This window comes from Ilumatobacter fluminis, assembly GCF_004364865.1.
Lineage (GTDB): Bacteria > Actinomycetota > Acidimicrobiia > Acidimicrobiales > Ilumatobacteraceae > Ilumatobacter > Ilumatobacter fluminis.
In genome coordinates this window covers 1,430,732-1,446,424 of sequence record NZ_SOAU01000001.1, presented here as the reverse complement: position 1 = coordinate 1,446,424, position 15,693 = coordinate 1,430,732, and the positions used below count along the sequence as shown (strand labels likewise).

Here is a 15,693-nt window from a genome sequence, read left to right as displayed (position 1 = left end):
GGACATGCGCAAGGTCTCCTTCGCCGACATGAACTGCTCGATCGCCCAAGCGCTCGAGATCGTCGGTGAATGGTGGACGTTGCTCATCCTCCGCGACTGCTTCCTCGGCGTCCGGCGCTTCGACGACTTCGTCGAACGGCTCGGCATCTCCCGCAATGTGCTGACCGACCGACTCGACAAGCTCGTCGCCGCGGACGTGCTCGAGCGACGGACGTACGACGAGGGGCGGCTGCGCTACGACTACGTGCTCACCCCCAAAGGCAAGGCCCTGTGGCCCGTCATCACGACGTTGCGGGAGTGGGGCGACGAGTGGATCACCGGCGAGGGAAACGAGCCGATCCTGCTCGAACACCGCACGTGCGGCAACGTCACCCACACCCGCCTCGTGTGCGACTGCTGCGGCGAGACGCTGCACGGCCGAGACGTCCGCGCAATCGAGGGCCCCGGCGCCGACTGAACGCCTGGCGGCCCTTCTCCGGCCGGCCGAACGGTCACTAGTGTCCGGGGCATGATCATCCATCGCAGCCCGGTGCCCGACGTCGAGATCCCCGAGACGACGATCACCGAACACATCCTTCGCCGCGCCGACGAGCTTCCCGACCGCGTCGCGCTGATGGACGGCCCGTCGGGCCGGTCGTACACCTACGCCCAGCTGCGCGAGATGATCCACCGATTCGCCGGCGGCCTCCAGGCACGCGGGTTCGGCAAGGGCGACGTGCTCGGCCTGATGGCGCCGAACATCCCGGAGTACGCGATCGCGTTCCACGGCACGGCCGTCGCCGGGGGCACCGTCACGACGATCAACCCGACGTACGGGGCCGAAGAGGTCCGCTTCCAGCTCAACGACGCCGGCGCAACACTGCTCGTCACGATCGGCATGTTCGCCGAGACCGCCAAGGAAGCGATCGAGGGCACCTCGATCGACGAGGTGATGACCCTCGACGGAGCGGAGGGCACCGCCAACGCACTCGAACTGCTGGCCGCCGATCCGGTCGAGCAGGTACCGGTCGACCTCCACGACCAGGTCGTGGTGCTCCCCTACTCGTCGGGTACGACCGGCCTGCCCAAGGGCGTCATGCTCACCCACCACAACCTCGTCGCGAACTGTGTACAGACCGAACCGTCGGTCAATCTGCGCGAGCACGAGGTGTCGCTCGCGTTTCTGCCGTTCTTCCACATCTACGGCATGCAGGTGTTGATGAACCTGCAGCTGTCGATCGGCGCCACCGTCATCACCCTGCCCCGATTCGATCTGCAGCAGGCGCTCGAACTCACGCAGAACGAGAAGATCACCCGCATCTATGCGGTGCCGCCGGTGATCCTGGCGCTCGCCAAGCACCCGCTCGTCGACGAGTACGACCTGTCGTCGCTCGTGCAGGTGTTCTCCGGTGCCGCCCCGCTCGGCGCCGAACTCGCCGCCGAGGCGGCCAAGCGCATCGAATGCGAGGTCGTCCAGGGCTACGGCATGACCGAACTCAGCCCGGTCAGTCACTGCACGTTCGAGGGCGACTTCCGTCCGGGCACGTCGGGCATCACCGTCCCGAACACCGAAACCCGCATCGTCGACCCGGAGACGGGCGAGGATCAAGACGTCGGCGGCGAAGGCGAACTGTGGGTTCGCGGTCCTCAGGTCATGAAGGGGTATCTCAACAACGAGAGCGCCACCCGGAACACGATCGACGACGACGGGTGGCTGCACACCGGCGACGTCGCCGTGGTCGACGAACACCACCACGTGTCGATCGTCGACCGGGTGAAGGAACTCATCAAGTACAAGGGCTTCCAGGTGCCGCCGGCCGAACTCGAGGCGCTCCTGGTCGCCCACCCGAAGGTGGCCGACGTGGCCGTCATCGGGATCCCCGACGAGGAAGCGGGCGAGATCCCGAAGGCGTTCATCGTCCGCCAGCCCGGCGCCGGCGACCTCTCGATCGACGAGCTGCAGGCGTACGTGGCCGAGCACGTCGCCAGCTACAAGCAGGTCCGCCTCGTCGAGTTCATCGACGAGATCCCCAAGTCGGCGAGCGGCAAGATCCTTCGACGGATGCTCCGCGACGGCTGACGACGCTCATCCACTCGACGATTCAGACACACCGCGTGGTCGAACGACCACGCGGTGTTTCGCGTCCCGGCCTGCCGTTCACGTTGGTTCAAGGAACCGCAAAATCGATGTACGTTCCCCGCACCTGTTCGCTACTGTGCGTCACAGACACCAGGGAGAGGTCACACAATGCAGCAGGCGACACCACAGCGTGGTTCATCCAATTCTCGGCGTACACGCGCGATCATCGGCCTCGTCGCCATGATCGTCGGTGCCCTCACCACCACGGTCGGGGCGACCCACGTCTCGGCCGTCGACACGCCCCCGACCCAGACGGTGCCCCTCAACAACCAGGGCGCCAACGGTGGGTCCGACTGCCCTGATGGCATCAACGACTACTGGCACTTCGTGACCGCTCCGAACAACGACTCGTTCGAGTTCGTCTCGATCACCCTGTCGCTCAGCGGCGACTCGTTCACCTTCTCGGGCGCCCAGATCATCCCCAACGGCTCCCAGCTCGACAACGTCTTCGTCGCAGTCCCGGGCGGCTACGACCTCGACGACATCGAGCAAGCCGGATCGTCGGCCGAGATCACGCCCGCGACCGGCGACGTGAAGTTCGTCCTCTCGCACCTCTGTGACGGCAGCGGCACGACCACCACCACGACGACCACAACCACGACCACCACCACGCTGCCGCCGACCACCACGACCACCACGACGCTGCCGCCGACCACCACCACGACCACCACGACGCTGCCGCCGACCACCACCACGACGACGACGACGACCACGACGCTGCCGCCGACCACCACCACGACCACCACCACGTTGCCGCCGACCACCACGACGACGCTGCCGTGCGAGTGGAACCCGCAGCTGCCCCCGGGCAGCCCGGACTGCGTGCCCGACGTGTCGGTCGAGGCGATCTGCTTCGACCTGTCGGTCGAGGGTGAGATCGAGCGCTACTGGCACCGGGTCACCAACAACGAGTCCGAGACCGTGACCGTGCAGTGGACGGGCGGCGAGGCGACCTTGGCAGCCGGTGAGAGCCTGGTGTTCTCGACCGACGCCGCCACGGTGACGATCACCTTCGACGGCAAGACCGCCGCCACCACACCGTCGGCGAGCGACGAGTTCTGTCAGAACACCGTCGAGGTCACCAAGGTGATCGACGGCCCCGAGACCGGCCCGGCCACCTACACGATCCAGATCTCCCGACTGGTCGGTGACAGCTACGTCCAGGAAGGCGACACCTACCAGCTCACGGGCGGCCAGACGATCTCGGTGCCGCTGCCGTCCACCTTCAACCCCGAAGGCGTCAACTACAAGATCGAAGAGGTCGACCCCGGCGACGCCCACGCCAACTCGGTCACGCCCGACTCGTTCGTCCTGAACGGTCACAAGAACGAGACGATCAGCGTCACGATCGAGAACACCTTCGCCGCCATCTCGCTCGAAAAGACGGTGTCGGCCACGTCGGTGCTGCCCGGCGGCGAGCTCAACTACGGCCTGATCGCCGAGAACACCGGCGCCCTGACACTCGACCCGGTCACGATCTACGACCGCCTGCCGGCCGACGTCACCTACGTCGACTACAGCATCGTCGGCGACGCCGGCACCTGCGCAGTCACCGAGCAGACCAAGCCACAGCTCGTCAAGTGCGACCTCGACGGCAGCATCGCCACCGGCGAGTTCACGCCCGAGATCACCCTGCTGGTGCAGGTCGACAGCGACGTCACGCCCGATGACACGATCGTCAACCAGGCCATGGCGATCGGCAACTACGACGGCGCACTCGCCGCCGAGAGCCAGGCCGACATCGCCGGTGTGTTCGGTGAAGGCCGCTTCTTCCTCGAAGCCGCCTCGACCGACCTGAGCTGCGACCCCGCTCCCGGCGAGGTGTGCGACCTGTCGGCCAAGATCGGCACGACCGTCGACGAGGTCGACTCGGGCGGGCCGACGACCACGACGACCGTCGTCGCCTCCAACAGCGCCACGACGACCCTGGTGCCCGAGCTGCCCAAGACGGGTTCCGACTCGACCCGGACGATGGTCCTGCTCGGCATGGGCCTGATGATGTTCGGCCTGACCCTGCTGCTCGGCAGCCGCCGCCCGCAGAACATCTGATCGAACACACCGCCAGTTGGAGGGGGTCGTGCCGCCGGCACGGCCCCCTTCAGCGCGGAAAGACCGCCTCGCGCACGGCCGGATGCAGACCGATCAAGCGCTTCACCCGCCGCATGTCGACGCTGCCGGTGTCTCCCGACGGTTGACAGTGCTCGCACCAGGTGATCGACCGCCCCCAGGCGGTCTCACGCTCGGGCAGGTAGCGCAACCGCTCGCCGCACATCGGACACGGACGTCGTCCCCGTCCGTGCATCCACGTCGCATCGGTCCGGAGTCGCTTCCCGACGGTGTTCTGGAAGCCGAGTCGGGCGTTCGTGCGGATCAAGGCCGTCCCCACCCCCGCGAGCTGTTCGAGCCCGTCGATCGAGTCGACGGGCTGGTGCGGCGACACGCCACAGATGAACGGGACGTCGTTGGCGTAGACATTGCCCCACCCGGCGACCAGACGCTGGTCGAGCATCGCCCCGGACAGCGGGGTCGCCACCCCGGTGCGGAGCCGCTCGGCCGACAGCGCTGGATCCGGCGGGCCGGCGGTGGCGCAGAGATCGGGGCCGAGCCGGTCGGTGATCTCGTGCTCGGCACCGGTGTCGATCAGCTCGAGGATCGGCACCGCCTCACCGACGAGCGATCCACCGTCGGCGAGGTGCAACTCGACCCGCCGCTTCCACTCGGGGGCCGTCGACCGCCGTGACACCTTGAACTTGCCGTCCATGTTCAGATGCGCGTGGAGGCTGCGACCGTCGTCGAAGCGGACGAAGAGGTGTTTGCCGTAGGCGTCGGCGTCGACCAGCGTCGTGCCTGCCAGCTCGCGTCCGGCGAGCCGTGGATCGCGCATGATCGATCGTTCGACCCGACGGCCCGACAGTCGGTCGTCGATCTTGGTCGCCAGGATCCGCAGGGTGTCACCTTCGGGCACGGAGGTGATCGTACGGGTTCGGTACCGTCCGTCCATGAGCACCGTGCGCACCGACACCGACGGCCCCGTTCGCATCATCACGATCGATCGCCCCGAGGTCCGCAACGCCGTCGACCGGCCCACCGCCGACGCGCTCGCCGAGGCGTTCCGCTCCTTCGAGACCGATGACGACGCGCTCGTCGCCGTGCTCACCGGTGCCGGCGGCACGTTCTGCGCAGGCGCCGACCTCAAGGGCGTGTCCGACGGTCGAGGGAATCGGGTCGTCGACGACATGCGCGTCGACGGTCCGATGGGACCGAGTCGGATGTCGTTCACGAAGCCGGTCATCGCCGCCGTCGAGGGTTTCGCCGTCGCAGGCGGCCTCGAGTTGGCACTCCTGTGCGATCTCCGGGTCGCCGCGACCGACGCGGTGTTCGGTGTCTACTGCCGACGTTGGGGCGTGCCGCTCATCGACGGAGGCACCGTGCGGCTGCCGCGCCTCATCGGCCACAGCCACGCGCTCGACCTGATCCTGACCGGACGCGGCGTCAGCGGCGACGAGGCTCGCTCGATGGGCCTGGCCAATCGGCTGGCCGAACCCGGCGGCGCCCTCACGGAGGCGATCGTGCTGGCCAAGCAGATCGCCGGATTCCCGCAGGGGTGCATGCGTTCCGACCGTCGATCGAGCTACGAGCAGTGGGGCATGTCGATCGACGAGGCCATGGCCAACGAGACGGTGCTGGGTCTGCAGGTCATCGCGTCGGGCGAAACGCTCGAGGGGGCGACCCGCTTCGCCGGGGGCGAGGGCCGCCACGGACAGTTCTGACGGTCGGCGTCACGCGCCGACCGTCGAGGCGCCCGAACCGAAGCACGAGAACGACGATGCGACCGCCCAGCGACTCAGATCGTCGTCGTCCAACCAGCGCGTCCGCACGTTCGCGAGGGCAACCGCCGCCGATTCGCCGCGAGCGAGTTCGTCGTGCACCTCGGCGACGAACTCGCCGCACTCGAGGTCGCGCACGGCGGTCAGCGGGGCGATCACCGACGCCGCGCCACGGGCGAGCAGCACGGCACCGAGCCCGAGCACCTCGGCACCGTCGGACGTGCCCTGTGCCCCGCCCTCGCAACTCGACAAGACGACAAGTCGGCTGGCGACCCGAGCCGGCACGGCGTCGTGCAGCGTGACCTCTCCCCCATCGAGCAACAACGTCGACAGGAGCGGTCGATCGGACCGGAAGCGCCCATGGGCGGCGACGTGTACCAGCCCGTCGCCCGTCAGCATCGACGCGAGTGCGGCCGCAGTGGCGCCCGCCCCGGATGCAATCGCAGCCGACGGGTGGCTCCGCTCGACGGCGGCACGCTCGGTGTCGGCACCGGCGACGTCGGGGCCGACCACGAGCGCCGCCGAACGGGCCGGCGTCCCTGCGCGGCGATCGGCTTCGAGCCAGAGCTGGGCGTTCGGTGCGAGCGCGAACGGTCGCCGCGACAAGGTGGTCATCCCCGACCATGGGACGCCGTGCAGCAGGTCGACGGGCACGACGACGATGCCGCCTTCGTGGGGCAGCTTCAGCGGTTCGAGCAGCAACGCGTCGAGCAACCCGATCGCCCGCTCGGCCCGAACGCTCGAACCGTCGGGGTCGGTGGCGGCGACGTCGAGCTGGACCAACACGCGATCGCGCGCTCGGACGACGTCGCCCACCGAAGCGACGTCGACGAGCCGGAGGCCGCTGGCGTCGACGACGACGGCGTGCACCCGACCGTTGGCCACGACCCACTCGATCAGCGTGCGTCGATCGAGACGGGACATCAGTTCTCGCCGGAGGCGGACGGCGCCGTCCTCGGTGAGCGGCCGATGCCGTTCGCGCTCGCTCAACTCGTCGTGGAGCGCTCGCGCCCGGGTCCCCTCGGCGGCGGCGAGCACGGTGTCGGCGTCACCCAGCTCGACGGCCACGTCGATGATCAGGTTGCTGAGGTCGGCGCCGACACGCATCATCGCCGATCGCTCCTCGAGCGTGGTCGTCTCGGCGACGATGCTGTCGAGGTGGCCGAGTCCGCGCTTCGCCGCCTCCATCGCAGCCGACGGTCGTCCGTCGGCCCGACGGGCGATCGCCTCGGCCAGCAGCCCCGACAGGGCAACGTCGCGCTGCGAACTCGTCGCACCGCTCCGCACGGTCTCGATGTCGTCCCGCACGAGCTCGACGCGATCGGTTCTCGCCGCCAGTCTGATGCGCTCGAGCACGAGATCGTCGGCCTGGCGGTCCCACCCGAGTGACCGGAACCGCTCGACGAACGGAGCGGCCTCGATGAGTGCGTCGTCGGCGCCGATGGCGTCCGCCGACCGCAGCCGTGCGTGCACGGCGACGGACGCAGCGTGGAGCACCATGTCGGGTCGCCGACTGGACTCGAACACCGCAGCGGCACGCTCGGCCGAGATCTCGGCCGACGACAGCCCGGCGGCCAGCTCGGCGCGTGCGGCGAGCAGCTGCGCGTCGCCGAGCATCACCCGGTTGCCCGTCGGCTCGACCAGTTCGACGGCACGTCTCGCTGCCGAGACGGCGTCGAGCACCATCCCGCTGTGCATCAGCACCTCGGCGCGGTCGATCTCGATGAGTGCGACGTGACGTGCCGGGCTGCCGATCGCGGCATACCGCTCGATCGCCTCGTCGAACGCGCGAACCGCGTCGGCGAGCCGACGCGACCGACCGTAGAGAACGGCGCGGTTGCCCACGCCGAGCGCTGCCGCAGCGGACATCCCGCTCTCGTCGGCGTATCGCTGCGCCACGACGAGGTCGGTCTCGGCTTCCTCGAACCTCCCCTGCTGGAGCAGGACGAGGCCGCGATGCCCGTGCAGCCGATTCCGGTCGCGGGCCTCCGCCTCGCCGCCGAACAGCGACTCGCCGCGATCGAGATGGGCGAGGGCATCGACCAGTCGGCCGGCGTGATGCAGGATGTAGGCCCGTTGCAGTTCGATCCTGGCCCGACCGATGTCGTCGTCGACCTGGTCCCACAGCGAGTCGAGCACCTCGAGGCCTCCGTCGACGTCACCCGACTCCGTGAGGAGCGCGGCCGAGCTGAGCACGACCGCATCGCGAACATGCGGGCCGACCGACTCGTCGAGCCCGGCGAGCGCCGCACGGGCCGAGGCCGTCGCCTCCGCCACCCGGCCCAGATCGAGCTGAGCCCGACTCCTCGCCCAGAGGGCGAGGACCAGCGCCTGGGGGTCGTCCGACCGTTCGGCGAGCCGTGACGCCGCGGCGATCGTGCCTAACGGATCGGCCTGGATCATGCGGTCCCAGTCGGCGACACTACGGAATTCGTCCGGGACGGAGGTGGGCACGTGACATGATCGCACGATCAGTGCTTCACCGTCGAAAGGTTCCGAGATGGCCGACATGCCCGTGACACCGTGGGACGACCGGGTTCAGTTCCGCTCGAACGACGCCGAGTCGTTCGCCTATCGCCCGAACCAGGTGATCGTCCGGCGTAGCTCCGTCGACCTGATCGCTCGCCGCCTCGGGCTCACCGCGAAGGACGGCCTGGTGGTCGACGACGTGTTCGGTGGCATCGAAGAACCGTCCGGCGACGATCTGGTGGTCGTGCGTGGCGTACCCGACCCGATTGCCGTGGTCGACGAGCTCCGCCGGGACGACATCGAGGCGCAGCCGAACCACGTCCTGTTCGTCCACCCGCACGCGTCACCATCCCCCGGCGGCACCCCGTACCCGGGCGGCACTCCCTACCCCGGCGGCACCCCGTACCCCGGCGGCACGCCGTACCCGGGCGGCACCCCGTACCCCGGCGGCACGCCGTACCCGGGCGGCACGCCGTACCCGGGCGGCACGCCGTACCCGGGCGGCACCCCGTACCCGGGCGGCACCCCCTACCCCGGCGGCACCCCCTACCCCGGCGGTCACTCGTCGTGCGGCTGTCAACCGCCGTGCGGGTGGTGGACCGGTCAGGTCGAGGGGCCCCGGTTCACCTCGGCGATGCCGTCGGTGGCGCTCTCGCACGACGAGCGGTCGCATCGGAAAGCGATCAAGGGCACGGCATGCAAGGTGCTCGTGCTCGACACCGGCGCCTGGCCCGACATCGTCTGTGCCGGCGCATCGATCAACCCGGCCGCGCAGGCTGCAAAGGATCTGCTGGCGACGTGTCTGATGGCGAGCGACCCGGACGACTGGGACGGCGACGACAACCGGGTACTCGACCCTGCCGCCGGCCACGGCACCTTCATCGCCGGGATCTTCGCCAACCTGGCTCCGGGTGCCAAGGTCGACTGCGAACGCGCGATCAGCTCCTACGGCGACACCGACGACGCCACCATCGCTCGCATCCTCCTCGACAAGTTCGATCTCGACGCCGAGGAGCCCTCGTACGACATCGTGACGATGTCGTTCGGCGGGTTCTGCGACGAGAACGACCCACCCGTGGCGATCGCCCACGCAATCGCCAAGATCCAGGCTCGCTACGCCCGTCCCGAGCCGGGGTCGGACGACCTCATCCAACAACGGGTCGTGTTCGTGGCGTCGGCCGGGAACGACGGTGTGTGCAGACCCACGTGGCCGGCGTCGTTCGAGAACGTGATCGGGGTCGGCGCGCTCGGGCCCGACGGCCCGGCGTGGTTCACGAACTACGGACCGTGGGTGAACGCGTGCGCACCCGGCGTCGACATCGTCAGCACCTTCTTCGACCTCGGTCCGGAGGCCCGTCTCGACGGCGACCACTTCGACGGCTGGGCCAAGTGGAGCGGCACCTCGTTCTCCGGCCCGATCGTCGCGGCGCAGATCGCGTGGGAGTGGATGTGTCGAGGGAACGAGGGACGTCCGGGCGACGCTGCCTCCTGGCTGCTCGACCGGCCCGGTCACTACCGCTTCCCGGGTCTCGGCACCGTCGTCAACTTCGCCTGACGGCCGGTCGACCGGCGCCCGGAGCCGTCAGCCGGTGATCCACGGGGTGGTGTACGTGCCACCCGGCAGGTCGAACTCGACTCGGAGGGGAAACGCCGGCGCATCGACGGCGAGTTCGCCGAGCTCGTCGGTGCGGTGCTCCTTCGTCGAGCCGTCGCCGGCACCGCTTTCCACTCGACAGGTCACCGACAGCGGTGGTTCGACCATCACGATCATCGTCGCGGCCGTCAGGTGCACCCGCACCACGGCATCACCGGCGGCATATCGGAACGAGCGACGCTCGGTGCTGGTACCGCGGATGCCGACCAGGTCTTCCTGCGCCGAGTCGAACAACAACTCGGCCAGCGCCACGTCGGCGCGCCGCCACTGGAACGCCTCGCTGGCGACCGACGACAAGCGACCGGGGACCGGTGGGAGGTCTCGGTCGAACGCGTCGGAGATCCGCAGGAGCAGATCGTCGTCGGGGATCAGCTCGTTCGTCATTCGGCATCTCCTTCGAGTTCGAGCAGCGTCCGGATCTTCTCCAAACACCGCTTACGCGTCGGCCCGAGCGACCCGATGGGCCGGCCGAGCAGCTCGCTCGCCTGGTCGTAGGCCAGCGGCGGGTCGGTGAGGACGAGCACGGTGATCACCTGTCGACACCCGTCGTCGAGGCGACGGAAGGCTGCTCTGACCTGTCGGGCGTCCTCGGCGGCGATCATGTCGCGCTCGTGGTCGCCGTCGTCACCGGGCAACGTGTCGAGGAGCGACCCGAGGCCGCCGCCCTGCTGATCGGGGCCGCTGTCGGGCAACCCGACCGGGAGCCGGCCCCGCTGGCGCAACAGCTGACGCACCTCGTTGGTGGCGGTCGTGGCGAGCCAGCCCGGAAGCTTCTGGGGCTCCCGGATCGTGTCGAGACGTTCCGCCAACCGCAGCCACGTGGCGGCGAAGGCGTCGTCGCGGATGTCGGCGTCGTAGGTCATCATGTTGACGGCCTTCCACACCACCCGTTCGAGACGGACCACGAGCGCATCCCACGCTGCCTGGGTCCCTGCGAGTGCGCCGTCGACCAGCTCGGCGAGATCGTCGCCGGGAGAAAACCGCTGGTCGGGGGACATGCGGTGCACTCTACGACGTCCTCGTCGTTGGGAAGCAGACTGCGGGACACGCCCCCAGAGATGCTCGTCGACGGGCCGTGATACGCGACCCGGGAGAAATTCTCCGTCGGTGCATCCGCATCGGCCGCCCGATTCGTAGGACCCGACATCGCCGACCCTCGGCGACCGCCAACGACGACGAAAGGCACACCCATGAAGAGATTGCTCGCAGGACTCGCCGTCCTCGCCGCTGCGGCCGCCCCGGCAGCCGTGTCGAACGCGCAGGACGCGGCAGACGTCACCTTGCTGCACGGTATCCCCGGCGCAACGGTCGACGTCGCCGTCGACGGTGAAGTCGTGATCCCCGGTTTCGAGCCGGGCGACACCCAAGATCTGTCGGCGTTCGCCGGCCAGACCCTCGCCAACCTCGAGGTCCGCGCCGCCGGCACCGAGGACGTCGTGATCGGCCCCGTCGAGGAGTTCGCCGTGCCCGCATCGGGCAGCTGGACCGTCGTCGCCCACCTCGACGCCGATGGCGCCCCGACGGTGAGCCCGTTCGAGAACAACGCCGCGCCGACCGCCGACGGTGAAGGCCGCCTGACCGTCCGCCACACCGCTGCGGCTCCGGCCGTCGACCTCGTCGTCGGCGACGCCCGCCCGATCGAGGGCGCCGAGAACGGTGCGAGCGCCGATCTCGACCTCCCCGCCGGCGAGATCGCCGGCGCCCAGTTGGCTCCGGCCGGCGGCGACCCGATCGTCGACGTGCCGACCGTCAACCTGACCGCCGGGACCAACCTGATCGTGTACGCCGTCGGCTCGCTCGAGGACGAGACGTTCACCTTCTACACGCAGGAGTACGAGGTCGGCACCGAGGCCGCCGAGGACGGCGGCACGACCGACGCCCCGGCAGCCGAGGACGGTGACGACGACAGTGACGGCGACGACGCCGCTGCAGAAGGCAGCGACGACAGCGACGGCACGCCCGCCCCCACTGCGGTGAACACCGGTTCGCCGCTCGCCGACTCCGGCATGATGTGGGCGTACGCGCTGGCCGCGGCCGCCATGGTCTTCGTCGCCGGTTCGTTCGTGGTGCGTCACCGCACCGCCGACGTTCGCAACGAGCGCTGAGCAACCCGACGAACACCATCCGACGATGAGCACCGACGCCCGACCCACCCGCACCCGTGGTGTGGGTCGGGCGTTGCTCGGTCTCGCCGTGCTGTGCGCCCTCGGCGCCGCATGGGTTGCCTGGCAGGCCCGGGACACCCCCGATCCCGACCAGGTCACCCTCGAGGTCGAGACCGTCGTCGCCACCGTTCCCCCGTCCACCATCGCCCCCCGAGGCAACGCCGCACCGGTCGAGAACAACACCGATACCGACACCGGCAACGACGACAACCCCGATACCGCCGACTCCGGCACCCCTGACACCGACGACGACGAAACCGACAACTCCGACTCCGACACCGCGATGTCCACCGCACCCACCACCACCGTGCCGCTCTCGCCGCTCGCCGAATTCCTCGGCCCGGCCGGATCGGCGATCCCCCCGGTCATCGAGCCACGCGCCCGCCCCACCGCACTCGTCATCCCCACGATCGACGTGTTGCGTCCGGTGCGAGCGGTCGGGCTCGAGGACAACGGTGAGCTCGAGGTGCCCGACGAGACCGAGATCGGGTGGTACCAGTACGGCGCCACGCCCGGCGCCCCCGGCGCCACCGTTCTCGCTGCGCACGTCACGTGGAACCGGAATCTCGGCCCCTTCTACCGACTCGGCGAGATGGAGCCGGGCGAGCGGATCGACGTCGTGCTCGACGACGGCACGACCCGCGTCTACGAGGTCGTCGAACGCACCATCTACGGCAAGGACGACCTGCCCCGCAACCGCATCTGGCGCAACACCGGTCCCGAATCACTGGTGCTGATCACGTGCGGTGGCAGCTACAACCCCGACATCCGCAGATACCGGGAGAACATCGTCGTCTACGCGGTTCCGGTCGACGAGATCCAGGCGGGCGCGACGTGAGCCTGGCTGCGCCGACCCCCGCCGGAACAGGTTGGGCCCGTGCCGCCTCTGGATACCATCGGAGCGTGCCCGCCGATCCGACAACGACGAGCGAGTCGCTCGACGCGGCGTTCGCCGCCGGTCACGCCGACCTGCGAGCGGTGTACGACGCCCACGGCAAGCTCGTGTACAACCTGTGCCGTCGAGCGCTCGACGCCGATACCGCCAACGATGTCACCCAAGAGGTGTTCGTCAGCGCCTGGAAAGGTCGCGAACAGTTCGACCCGGCCAAGGGCAACCTCGGGCAGTGGCTCGTCGGTATCACGAAACGCCGAATCATCGATCATCTCCGTTCGGAGCGTCGACACGCCGACCGTCGTGCCGACGAAGACACCTACATCCAAGCCGACGTTCACTCCGAACCTACGGTCGACCGGCTTGCCGACAAGATGCTCGTGGCGAACGTGCTCGAGCAACTCCCCGACCGCAGCCGGACCGTGATCCACATGGCCTACGTCGACGACCTCACTCATCAACAGATCGCAGAGCAAACCGGGCTCCCGCTCGGCACCGTGAAGAGCGACATCCGTCGTGGGCTCCAGCGACTCCGTCAGCAACTGGAGGTGAACCATGCCTGACGACTCGACCTTCGAACCGGAGTTCGCCGACATCGAAACGATGCTCCGCGACCTCGACCCCACCGATCTGGAGCTCGAGACTCCCCCTGATTCCGTTTGGGAGGGCATTGCCGCACAGCTCGCCCTCGACGAACCGCAGACCGTCGGCGGTGGCGCCACCGTCGTGGCTGCCCCGTTCGGGCGCCGGCGTTCGTGGATGCTGCCCCTCTCTGCCGCAGCCGCCGTCATCCTCGTGGTGGCGGTCGGTGTGTTCGCCGTGACGAACTCCCCGTCATCGACCGAACTCGCCAGCGCCGATCTCGCCTTCGCTCCCGGGTTCGACCCGGCCGGCGAAGACGCCGTGGCGAGCGCCGTGCTCGTCGACGACGACGGCGCAGAGTTCATCCGCATCGATGACGACGCACTCCCCTTCGACGCAGAAAGCGACGCGTCGCTCGAACTGTGGCTCATCGAGGCCGACGCCGACGGCAACGTCGTCGATCTGGTCTCGCTCGGCGACATCGACCCCGACGGCGATCGAACATTCGCCGTGCCGGCGGGCTACGACCCCGCGGTGTTCACGGTGGTCGACATCAGCATCGAGCCGCACGACGGCGACGAGACCCATTCGGGTCGGTCGATCCTGCGCGGCGCCCTCGTCTGATCATTCGCCGGGAAGTTCCGGCGGACGCTCGGGCACCATCGGCTCCGGCTTCGGCGGGAGCGGATCGGGGATGATCGGCGTCGGCGGCTCGGCCGGAGCCGGGCGGTGGGGCGGCGGCACGTCGGGATCGGGCGTCGGAACCGGCGGCACGGTCGGATCGGAGTCGAGCGAGCGCTGCATCGTGCGCCGGTGTACCCGGCGGCACGAACCGCCAAACCCCCTCAGGGTCGGGGTTCTCTCGGGAGCCCGAGCAGGCGTTCGCCGATGATGTTGCGTTGGATCTCGCTCGACCCGCCTGCGATCTTCATGCCCGGCGCATAGAGCATCCGGTCGGTCGACTCACCGGCCAGCATCCCGTCAGCGCCGCGAAGCGTCGCCTCGAGCAGCTCGGCATCGAATTCGAGTTCGGTGCGCAGCAGCTTCGCCGCCGACGCAGCGGCCGGGCCGGCGCCCGAGCGCATCAGCATCGCCTTCAGTGCATGGCCCCGAACGAGCAGCCTCATCAGCTCGTCGCCGAGCACCTGGTCGTCGCCCTTCAGCGAAGCGAGATACGCGAGCCGTCGCTCGAGGCTGATCAACCCCGACGCGCCGCTCGACCCGCGTTCGTCCTGGAGCACCTCCATCGCGACGAGCCAGCCGCCGTGCTCGGGACCGAGCAGGGTGTCGACCGGGGTCTCGGCATCGTCGAGGAACACCTCGCAGAACTCCTGGTCGCCGGTCATCTGGGTGAGCGGGCGCACGTCGACGCCCGGTGTTGCCATGTCGAGCAGGAAGAACGAGATGCCCCGATGGCCGGGTTCGGTCGGATCGGTGCGGGCGAGGAGGATGCCCTGCTCGGCGAACTGCCCGTTCGAGCACCACACCTTCTGCCCGTTCAGGACGTAGTGCTCACCGTCGCGTACCGCCGTCGCCTTCAGCCCGGCCAGGTCGGAGCCCGCGTCGGGCTCGGAGAACAACTGGCACCACAGCGTCTCCCCCGACAGCGTCGAGGGCAGGTAGCGCCGCTTCTGCTCGTCGGTCCCGCTCCGCAGGATCGCCTCCCCCGCGAGGATCAGTCCCTGGAGGTTCAGATACGGCTGCACGCGGGCCTTGGCACACTCCTCCGACCAGATCGCCGTGTAGCTCCGGTCGAGTCCGCGCCCGCCGTATTCCTCCGGCCAGTGGATGCCCGCGAAGCCGGCCTCGTGCACACGGCGCTGCCAGGCACGCGCTCGATCGTGGAGCGCCGGCGGCATGATCGCGCCGAAGCCGGGGCAGTGCTCGTCGGCCTCGACGGCAGCGGCGATGAACGCTGCTGCCGATGCTCGGAACTCGTCGTGAGATGGCGCTGAGGGGTTCGTGTCGATGGCACGACCGTAGGG

At 69.2% G+C, this 15,693-nt stretch carries 15 protein-coding genes; 9 read left to right on the top strand and 6 right to left on the bottom strand.

Features of this window, described 5'->3' with window-relative positions; all coding sequences use genetic code 11:
- Positions 1 to 4 precede the first annotated feature (4 nt).
- The 3 genes from BDK89_RS06490 to BDK89_RS06480 all read left to right on the top strand — a co-directional run bounded on the left by BDK89_RS06490 (position 5) and on the right by BDK89_RS06480 (position 4,168).
- The gene (locus tag BDK89_RS06490) at positions 5 to 457 is read left to right on the top strand and encodes a winged helix-turn-helix transcriptional regulator (RefSeq protein WP_133868171.1); all 453 of its coding nucleotides are present in this window, start codon (positions 5 to 7) and stop codon (positions 455 to 457) included.
- 51 nt (positions 458 to 508) lie between these two features.
- Positions 509 to 2,059 (top strand): AMP-binding protein, encoded by a 1,551-nt coding sequence (locus tag BDK89_RS06485; RefSeq protein ID WP_133868170.1) that lies wholly within the window; start codon positions 509 to 511, stop codon positions 2,057 to 2,059.
- Between the two features lie 240 nt (positions 2,060 to 2,299).
- Positions 2,300 to 4,168 carry an LPXTG cell wall anchor domain-containing protein gene (locus BDK89_RS06480; RefSeq protein WP_133868169.1) on the top strand — a complete coding sequence of 623 codons (1,869 nt, stop codon included), beginning with the start codon at positions 2,300 to 2,302 and terminating at the stop codon, positions 4,166 to 4,168.
- A 49-nt stretch (positions 4,169 to 4,217) separates the two neighbouring features.
- On the opposite strand, the gene BDK89_RS06475 is transcribed toward BDK89_RS06480, so the two are convergent.
- Complete coding sequence (locus BDK89_RS06475; protein ID WP_166657422.1) at positions 4,218 to 5,084, bottom strand: DNA-formamidopyrimidine glycosylase family protein; 867 nt, start codon at positions 5,082 to 5,084, stop codon at positions 4,218 to 4,220.
- 34 nt (positions 5,085 to 5,118) lie between these two features.
- Here BDK89_RS06475 and BDK89_RS06470 point away from each other — a divergent pair, with 34 nt between their 5' ends.
- Positions 5,119 to 5,889 carry a crotonase/enoyl-CoA hydratase family protein gene (locus BDK89_RS06470; RefSeq protein WP_133868167.1) on the top strand — a complete coding sequence of 257 codons (771 nt, stop codon included), beginning with the start codon at positions 5,119 to 5,121 and terminating at the stop codon, positions 5,887 to 5,889.
- A gap of 9 nt (positions 5,890 to 5,898) precedes the next feature.
- Here the strand turns inward: BDK89_RS06470 and BDK89_RS06465 are convergent, their stop codons facing one another.
- Positions 5,899 to 8,400 (bottom strand): CHAT domain-containing protein, encoded by a 2,502-nt coding sequence (locus tag BDK89_RS06465; protein WP_133868166.1) that lies wholly within the window; start codon positions 8,398 to 8,400, stop codon positions 5,899 to 5,901.
- 46 nt (positions 8,401 to 8,446) lie between these two features.
- Here BDK89_RS06465 and BDK89_RS22075 point away from each other — a divergent pair, with 46 nt between their 5' ends.
- On the top strand, positions 8,447 to 9,970 hold the full coding sequence (locus tag BDK89_RS22075; RefSeq protein ID WP_208293986.1) for a S8 family serine peptidase: 1,524 nt from the start codon (positions 8,447 to 8,449) through the stop codon (positions 9,968 to 9,970).
- A gap of 27 nt (positions 9,971 to 9,997) precedes the next feature.
- Here the strand turns inward: BDK89_RS22075 and BDK89_RS06455 are convergent, their stop codons facing one another.
- Both BDK89_RS06455 and BDK89_RS06450 read right to left on the bottom strand, forming a co-directional pair.
- Positions 9,998 to 10,453, bottom strand: a complete 456-nt coding sequence (locus BDK89_RS06455) for a hypothetical protein (RefSeq protein ID WP_133868164.1) — start codon at positions 10,451 to 10,453, stop codon at positions 9,998 to 10,000.
- Positions 10,450 to 11,067, bottom strand: coding sequence for an RNA polymerase sigma factor (locus tag BDK89_RS06450; RefSeq protein WP_133868163.1), 618 nt, complete (start codon positions 11,065 to 11,067; stop codon positions 10,450 to 10,452). Before BDK89_RS06450 ends, BDK89_RS06455 begins: the two co-directional genes overlap by 4 nt.
- Before the next feature lie 192 nt (positions 11,068 to 11,259).
- Between BDK89_RS06450 and BDK89_RS06445 the strand changes: the two genes are divergently transcribed.
- From BDK89_RS06445 to BDK89_RS06425, 4 genes are all read left to right on the top strand, one after another.
- Positions 11,260 to 12,174 carry a DUF4397 domain-containing protein gene (locus BDK89_RS06445; protein ID WP_133868162.1) on the top strand — a complete coding sequence of 305 codons (915 nt, stop codon included), beginning with the start codon at positions 11,260 to 11,262 and terminating at the stop codon, positions 12,172 to 12,174.
- A 25-nt stretch (positions 12,175 to 12,199) separates the two neighbouring features.
- On the top strand, positions 12,200 to 13,072 hold the full coding sequence (locus BDK89_RS21670; RefSeq protein WP_166657419.1) for a class F sortase: 873 nt from the start codon (positions 12,200 to 12,202) through the stop codon (positions 13,070 to 13,072).
- 65 nt (positions 13,073 to 13,137) lie between these two features.
- Complete coding sequence (locus BDK89_RS06430) at positions 13,138 to 13,689, top strand: RNA polymerase sigma factor (protein ID WP_133868159.1); 552 nt, start codon at positions 13,138 to 13,140, stop codon at positions 13,687 to 13,689.
- Positions 13,682 to 14,332: an anti-sigma factor gene (locus BDK89_RS06425; RefSeq protein ID WP_133868158.1), complete on the top strand. Its 651-nt coding sequence runs from the start codon at positions 13,682 to 13,684 to the stop codon at positions 14,330 to 14,332. The genes BDK89_RS06430 and BDK89_RS06425 overlap by 8 nt, the downstream gene beginning before the upstream one ends.
- On the opposite strand, the gene BDK89_RS06420 is transcribed toward BDK89_RS06425, so the two are convergent.
- Together BDK89_RS06420 and BDK89_RS06415 are read right to left on the bottom strand one after the other, a co-directional pair.
- Positions 14,333 to 14,512, bottom strand: a complete 180-nt coding sequence (locus BDK89_RS06420) for a hypothetical protein (protein WP_133868157.1) — start codon at positions 14,510 to 14,512, stop codon at positions 14,333 to 14,335.
- Positions 14,513 to 14,553: 41 nt separating this feature from the next.
- Positions 14,554 to 15,678 carry an acyl-CoA dehydrogenase family protein gene (locus tag BDK89_RS06415; protein WP_279586813.1) on the bottom strand — a complete coding sequence of 375 codons (1,125 nt, stop codon included), beginning with the start codon at positions 15,676 to 15,678 and terminating at the stop codon, positions 14,554 to 14,556.
- Positions 15,679 to 15,693: the final 15 nt, after the last annotated feature.

Coding starts and splice junctions, on each gene's coding strand:
- BDK89_RS06490 (WP_133868171.1), top strand. CDS start 5: ATGCGCAAGGTCTCCTTCGCCGACATGAACTGCTCGATCGCCCAAGCG.
- BDK89_RS06485 (WP_133868170.1), top strand. CDS start 509: ATGATCATCCATCGCAGCCCGGTGCCCGACGTCGAGATCCCCGAGACG.
- BDK89_RS06480 (WP_133868169.1), top strand. CDS start 2,300: ATGATCGTCGGTGCCCTCACCACCACGGTCGGGGCGACCCACGTCTCG.
- BDK89_RS06470 (WP_133868167.1), top strand. CDS start 5,119: ATGAGCACCGTGCGCACCGACACCGACGGCCCCGTTCGCATCATCACG.
- BDK89_RS22075 (WP_208293986.1), top strand. CDS start 8,447: ATGGCCGACATGCCCGTGACACCGTGGGACGACCGGGTTCAGTTCCGC.
- BDK89_RS06455 (WP_133868164.1), bottom strand. CDS start 10,453: ATGACGAACGAGCTGATCCCCGACGACGATCTGCTCCTGCGGATCTCC.
- BDK89_RS06450 (WP_133868163.1), bottom strand. CDS start 11,067: ATGTCCCCCGACCAGCGGTTTTCTCCCGGCGACGATCTCGCCGAGCTG.
- BDK89_RS06445 (WP_133868162.1), top strand. CDS start 11,260: ATGAAGAGATTGCTCGCAGGACTCGCCGTCCTCGCCGCTGCGGCCGCC.
- BDK89_RS21670 (WP_166657419.1), top strand. CDS start 12,200: ATGAGCACCGACGCCCGACCCACCCGCACCCGTGGTGTGGGTCGGGCG.
- BDK89_RS06425 (WP_133868158.1), top strand. CDS start 13,682: ATGCCTGACGACTCGACCTTCGAACCGGAGTTCGCCGACATCGAAACG.
- BDK89_RS06420 (WP_133868157.1), bottom strand. CDS start 14,512: ATGCAGCGCTCGCTCGACTCCGATCCGACCGTGCCGCCGGTTCCGACG.